At 42.9% G+C, this 4,991-nt stretch carries 8 protein-coding genes and 1 pseudogene; 8 read left to right on the plus strand and 1 reads right to left on the minus strand.

The genetic code is table 11. From position 1 onward, the window contains the following. Positions 1-134 precede the first annotated feature (134 nt). The 8 genes from FYJ62_RS10015 (at position 135) to FYJ62_RS10875 (ending at position 4,308) form a co-directional block, all read left to right on the plus strand. Complete coding sequence (locus tag FYJ62_RS10015) at positions 135-359, plus strand: DUF1659 domain-containing protein (protein WP_150398753.1); 225 nt, start codon at positions 135-137, stop codon at positions 357-359. A gap of 15 nt (positions 360-374) precedes the next feature. Continuing rightward, positions 375-611 (plus strand): DUF2922 domain-containing protein, encoded by a 237-nt coding sequence (locus FYJ62_RS10020; RefSeq protein WP_089150219.1) that lies wholly within the window; start codon positions 375-377, stop codon positions 609-611. 246 nt (positions 612-857) lie between these two features. Beyond that, positions 858-1,010, plus strand: coding sequence for a YvrJ family protein (locus FYJ62_RS10025; RefSeq protein WP_087712505.1), 153 nt, complete (start codon positions 858-860; stop codon positions 1,008-1,010). 65 nt (positions 1,011-1,075) lie between these two features. Next, on the plus strand, positions 1,076-1,276 hold the full coding sequence (locus tag FYJ62_RS10865) for a hypothetical protein (protein ID WP_229771901.1): 201 nt from the start codon (positions 1,076-1,078) through the stop codon (positions 1,274-1,276). Between the two features lie 76 nt (positions 1,277-1,352). Continuing rightward, complete coding sequence (locus tag FYJ62_RS10870; RefSeq protein ID WP_229771899.1) at positions 1,353-1,865, plus strand: tyrosine-type recombinase/integrase; 513 nt, start codon at positions 1,353-1,355, stop codon at positions 1,863-1,865. A gap of 16 nt (positions 1,866-1,881) precedes the next feature. Then, positions 1,882-2,223 carry a single-stranded DNA-binding protein gene (locus FYJ62_RS10035; protein WP_154549538.1) on the plus strand — a complete coding sequence of 114 codons (342 nt, stop codon included), beginning with the start codon at positions 1,882-1,884 and terminating at the stop codon, positions 2,221-2,223. Between the two features lie 244 nt (positions 2,224-2,467). After that, positions 2,468-3,511: a replication initiation factor domain-containing protein gene (locus tag FYJ62_RS10040; RefSeq protein WP_154549539.1), complete on the plus strand. Its 1,044-nt coding sequence runs from the start codon at positions 2,468-2,470 to the stop codon at positions 3,509-3,511. Next, positions 3,511-4,308, plus strand: coding sequence for a LysM peptidoglycan-binding domain-containing protein (locus FYJ62_RS10875; protein ID WP_229771900.1), 798 nt, complete (start codon positions 3,511-3,513; stop codon positions 4,306-4,308). Before FYJ62_RS10040 ends, FYJ62_RS10875 begins: the two co-directional genes overlap by 1 nt. A gap of 438 nt (positions 4,309-4,746) precedes the next feature. Here FYJ62_RS10875 and FYJ62_RS11015 read toward each other — a convergent pair. Next, positions 4,747-4,991: pseudogene (locus FYJ62_RS11015) on the minus strand (hypothetical protein); the annotation flags it as partial.

The following is a 4,991-nucleotide window of genomic DNA, read 5'->3' on the forward strand; positions in this document are numbered from 1 at the left end:
CTTTGGCAGCTCGAGCGGTACGATTGGATGTTCAGTCATAATATCGTGTTCCTCCGTATTCAATTGTTAAGAACAGTATATGACTATTGAACAGAGGTCGATAGATACCGCGCTATTGGGCGCTTACGACTAAAATGGCACAAACATCAGAACTAGTTGGTCGTAAGGCTAAATTTGTGATGGGTACTAAGCTTGCTAAGGGCGGCCAGTATAACTTTACCCTTCAAAATTTGAAGGATGGAGCAACACCAGACGCAATTTATGCGGTAAGCGAAGCTTTAACAGATGTTTTCGACGCATCATGTGATGAAATCTACGCAGTAGACAACTCACGTGTTATCCCACAAGTTCAAGAATAAGAAAGGAGATAAACCATGAAGAAGGTTTTAAAGCTTAAATTTAAGACTGCAGAAGGCAAAACTAGCATGATCACTGTTAGATATCCTAAGCAAGATCTTTCATCTGAAACTGTTAAGTCTGCTATGCAAAAGATCGTTGACGCTGCAGCCTTTGAAAAAGACGGCGTAGCTATCTACGCTAAGGTTGTTGGTGCTGAGTACTACACCACTCAAACTGACGACATTTTTGCATCAGATGCAAAAGCTGAATAATGCTTAAGGGAAGGGATTGGGTTCCCTTCCCGTTTTTTATAAGGAGAGAAAATGAAGGAATATCTAAATTTAGTAGGATATGCTCAGCCCATATATCGCAAATGTGAGCTTTGCAGTCGGGTTAAGGATGTCAGCTACCGCTTGGACGTTAAAAACGCTGAGAGCTCAAATATGCTGGTCGGATCACTCGATTTATGCAAGGTTTGCGCGGCAAACATGGGTGAGATTATCCGGATCGGAGGATAAATGGACATTTTTAAGATGATTATGGATCAAGCTGCTGGCGTGGCAATCGCAATTTTGCTGATAATGCGCATAGAAACTAAGCTGGATGGGCTTACAAATGCTGTTATCAAGCTATCTGAAGCAATTCGGCCCACTGGCAAAGATTCATTGTAGACACACGACCAATTTCTATATTTATGCAAAATCAAAAAATCGAAGAATTTTTAGAAGATATGCGCATGGAAGGCAAAGCTGAGGGAACTTTACGGGAATACAAAAGGCGATTGGAAAGAGTTCAAAAACTAGGGATAGATCTAGGAAATGAGACAAAATCCGAGTTTTTGTCTCACTTTTTAGATACAAACCTTGCAAAACTGTCCAAAATTTCTACAATCCGTGGACTTCTGTCGACACTGCATGTATATTTTATGGTCATATAGTAAAGGGTACATATCTGAGGTGCCGATCACACCTGCAGACTACCCTAAAAATGTCAAAGTCAAACGAATCAAACGTTTGACCGACGAAGAACTGAAGATTTTTAAAGCTTACATCGATGGTCTTCAGGAAAATGCGAGAGCAGCCTTTTGGCTCATGTATGGCAGTGGGTGCCGTGTAGGCGAAGCCGCCCATCTTCGCCCGGAGGACATCACTTTGCGCGGCAAAACCGTGTATATCGACATCCACGAAGCCAAGTGGGGCAGTGACCGCTGTATCCCGATTATCGACCAGACAGCAGCAGAGATTGTTTGGAAGTATCGTGCCGAGCTTGAAGTTGATAATCGCCCGCTTTTTAGAGTATCTAAGCGGACTTTACAAGGCTATGCTACAGAGTTTGCCAAAAAGACCGGCATACCTTTTTACTGTCACCTCTTGCGACACACCTTTGCGGCACTTTTGACTGAAAAAGGAGTACCGCTGACGACTGTGCAGTATCTGCTTGGACACAAGTCATTAGGCATGACTGCGCACTACGCTCAATCCGCCCTCGTAGATTTGAGCGATTTAACACCGAAAATTGAGTTATAAGGGAGAAAGAATAGAGATGAATGATATTAAGATTTTAGGACGTATGACAGCTGATCCAGAAATGAAGAGAAGTGCTGCTAACCGTAATTATTGCTGGTTTACGGTAGCCGTGCCACGTAGAAATGACCGAAATGAAGCTGACTTTATTCGCTGTGTTGCTTTTGACAAACTAGCAGCCGCAATCAACCAGCACTGTAGTAAAGGGCGTCAGGTACTATGCAATGGTAGACTACAAGTTTCTACATCAATCGACGAAGACACCAAAAGAATCAGATATCATCACACCGTGGTCATCTCTGATATTCAATTCTTACATGATCCAAATCGTGAAGCTGCAGCTCAATCTATGGCTGCATAAGCTATTTTTAGCTTACTGGCTGTCAATGGTACCGGAGCAAGCGCAGCTTGTGAGGATAAGGAATTGACAGCATTACCAGGCTTATAAGCTAGTTGTACGCAAAACCCATTGGTTTTGCCCTGCCCAACGGCGAGTGATAGGGGCGCAAGCCCCATTTTTTTATAGCTAAAATCTAAAAATCACTTGTCCTAATGCATTACACACAGTTACTAATAGGTGTGTAATAAATACAGAAAGATTGAAAATGAACAAACCAAAGCTGACCGTAACCTTTGACTGGCTTGAGTTTACAGTGCTTCAGGCACAATTGCCGGCAGTTATGGAAATTTTAGATTTAAAATGGGAAAATTTTTCACCATTGAAAGTTGGCCGATTCGGTTATAAATACCAGATCAAATGGACCGAGGGCAATTTTTTCATCATGTATAACCGCATTGATAAAAGCAATGAAGAGACAGTCAGTATTGCCGACACCAAAATCGATATTAAATCCGGCGCTCACGTGATGATTACCGGACGCGGTTGTAAAGAATATGCGGTGAATCATGATCTGATGGCTTTATTTAAACGAGTATTCACTTGGTCGCATCGTAATTTTTCCAGGATCGACCTGGCGCTAGATGACATTGGATCAAAAATCGTTAATTTTGAGCAGATCCACGAAGCTTCCATTAACGGCTGGTTTACGTCCAGATGGTCAAAATGGGACGAGCTAAATTCTCGTCAAACATCAACCAACGATTTTTTGGGACAGACAATTTATTTTGGATCACAAAAATCCGATCTGTACTGCCGAATTTACAACAAAACCCTTGAAAGAAAAGCAAATTCTAACACAGATGATGCTGAGACAAGCATTCCAGAGGCTTGGACAAGATTAGAACTAGTCTATCGTAAAGATCGAGCTCTGAAGCTCGCTGAGTACATCGTTAATGATGACCTGCCAATCGGACATGCCTTGCGAGGGACGCTCAAGCAATACTTAAGATTTTTAATCAAAAGCAATGATTCGAATAAAGCTCGTTGGCCAACTGCTCCTTGGTGGGACGAGCTGCTGGCAGAAGCCGAACAGCTACAACTCACAATCGAAAAAGAAGCAAAAACAATCGAAGACATGAGAGATTGGGTCGACCGGCAAATTTCTCCAACGCTTTCAGCAATTTTAAAGGCTCATGGCGGCGATTTGGCATGGCTTAGATCAACTATAGCTGAAGGATCAAAAAGGCTCTCACAGAAGCATAAAGACGCGATCACGCAATTTTTACAAAAGGAAGGAACCCCAGCATAATGACACAAACAACTACCACAATTCAAACTCCACCAAGAACAGTAACTACACAAAATTACCCAAGAATGGCTTACTGCTCAGCAATTACTACTTCAACACCAGAACACTATGAACATCTTAAAAAGTTTGGCATTAGTACCGTAAGCGTGTGTCTGCATGTCTCAGGCTTTGATTATCATAAATTTGCGACTATCCACACTGACCTAGCCCGTAGGGCAGAGATGACCACACATGCTTTCATGATTACCGATCTGCATGAGCATATTGATGATGTCATCGCCTTTACTAAAAGATTGGTAAAGCTCTATTACACCAGTAAGAGCAAAATTACCCTTTTGATAAACAGCGATAGATTCTGCAAGAATCGTGAAGAACGGATTATCGAAATGATCGATTTGCTATCTCGCTATCATGATCGCTCCTGCATTGATTTAGCTTTCTTCAAGCGTGACCTAGATGACGGCTTGTACGATCTTTCTAAACTGCCGAAGATGATCAACCTTACAGTGATCAATTGTGGTGCCAGTGCCTCTGGCGTGCCAGAAGCTGGCACTTGGGTTTATACTGATGAAGTGGAAGGCGATGTACAGTATCTAGCCTATGACTATTATGGCTACTATACTGACGACAGCGGCTATCAGCTTTCCTTGGTCGATTTTGACTATGTGGCACAACCTGGTGATACCTGGTACTCAATTGCACGCAGACATGGCATGCCTGTAGTTGATTTGCTCGCACTCAATCGGGCGATAGCAGAAGATCGCATATTTGCCGGACAAGTAGTTCGCATTGCTTAGTTTGCTTTTGTGCATGGTGCGGCGTAGTGCCGCGCGGTTGTAGACAGGAAGGCTCCTCAATAGCCTTAAGTAAGACAATCGCTCACTATCCCATCCTTCTAATAAAAGTGGGCGATTGGCTTACTCGCTATTGAGGAGACTTCCCATGTGGTCGTTGCCAAAGCGAAGCCGCACCATGCACAAAAGCCTTATATCCTTGAAATAACAAAAAATGCACCTGTACCTGGTGCATTTTTGTGTTCCATGAAAGATATAAGGGTATCAGGAATAGCCCTCCGCAATGCCGTGTCTGCCCTGCGCCGGTCGAGCCACGCCTGCGGACGCGTCTCTCCTTATCGGCTCGGTCAGCCAGTCAAAGCTACAGGCTATTCCTGATACCTAAATTACACTACTCATTAAAATAGCAATTTTAATGATAGCTGGTATTAACCCGCATTTTTACGACATTTTTACCAGGACCATGTTTTTTACTTTGTGACTTAAACTTCCCACACCAAAAAGAACTATGAAGCCTTGAAAACTCAATAGTTTAACCAGTAAATATTCAATTATGCTGCTAGTGATGGCGATATAGCCTCTTGCATGTACTTCGGGAGGCGGGAAATGAAAGCTTTGGTGAACCTTTCCATCTGCTCTTCTGTCAGTTGGAAGATCTCTTTCACGCTCTCGAACATGGCTTCCAC

The sequence above is a fragment of the Lactobacillus porci genome (assembly GCF_009695985.1).
GTDB lineage: Bacteria > Bacillota > Bacilli > Lactobacillales > Lactobacillaceae > Lactobacillus > Lactobacillus absianus.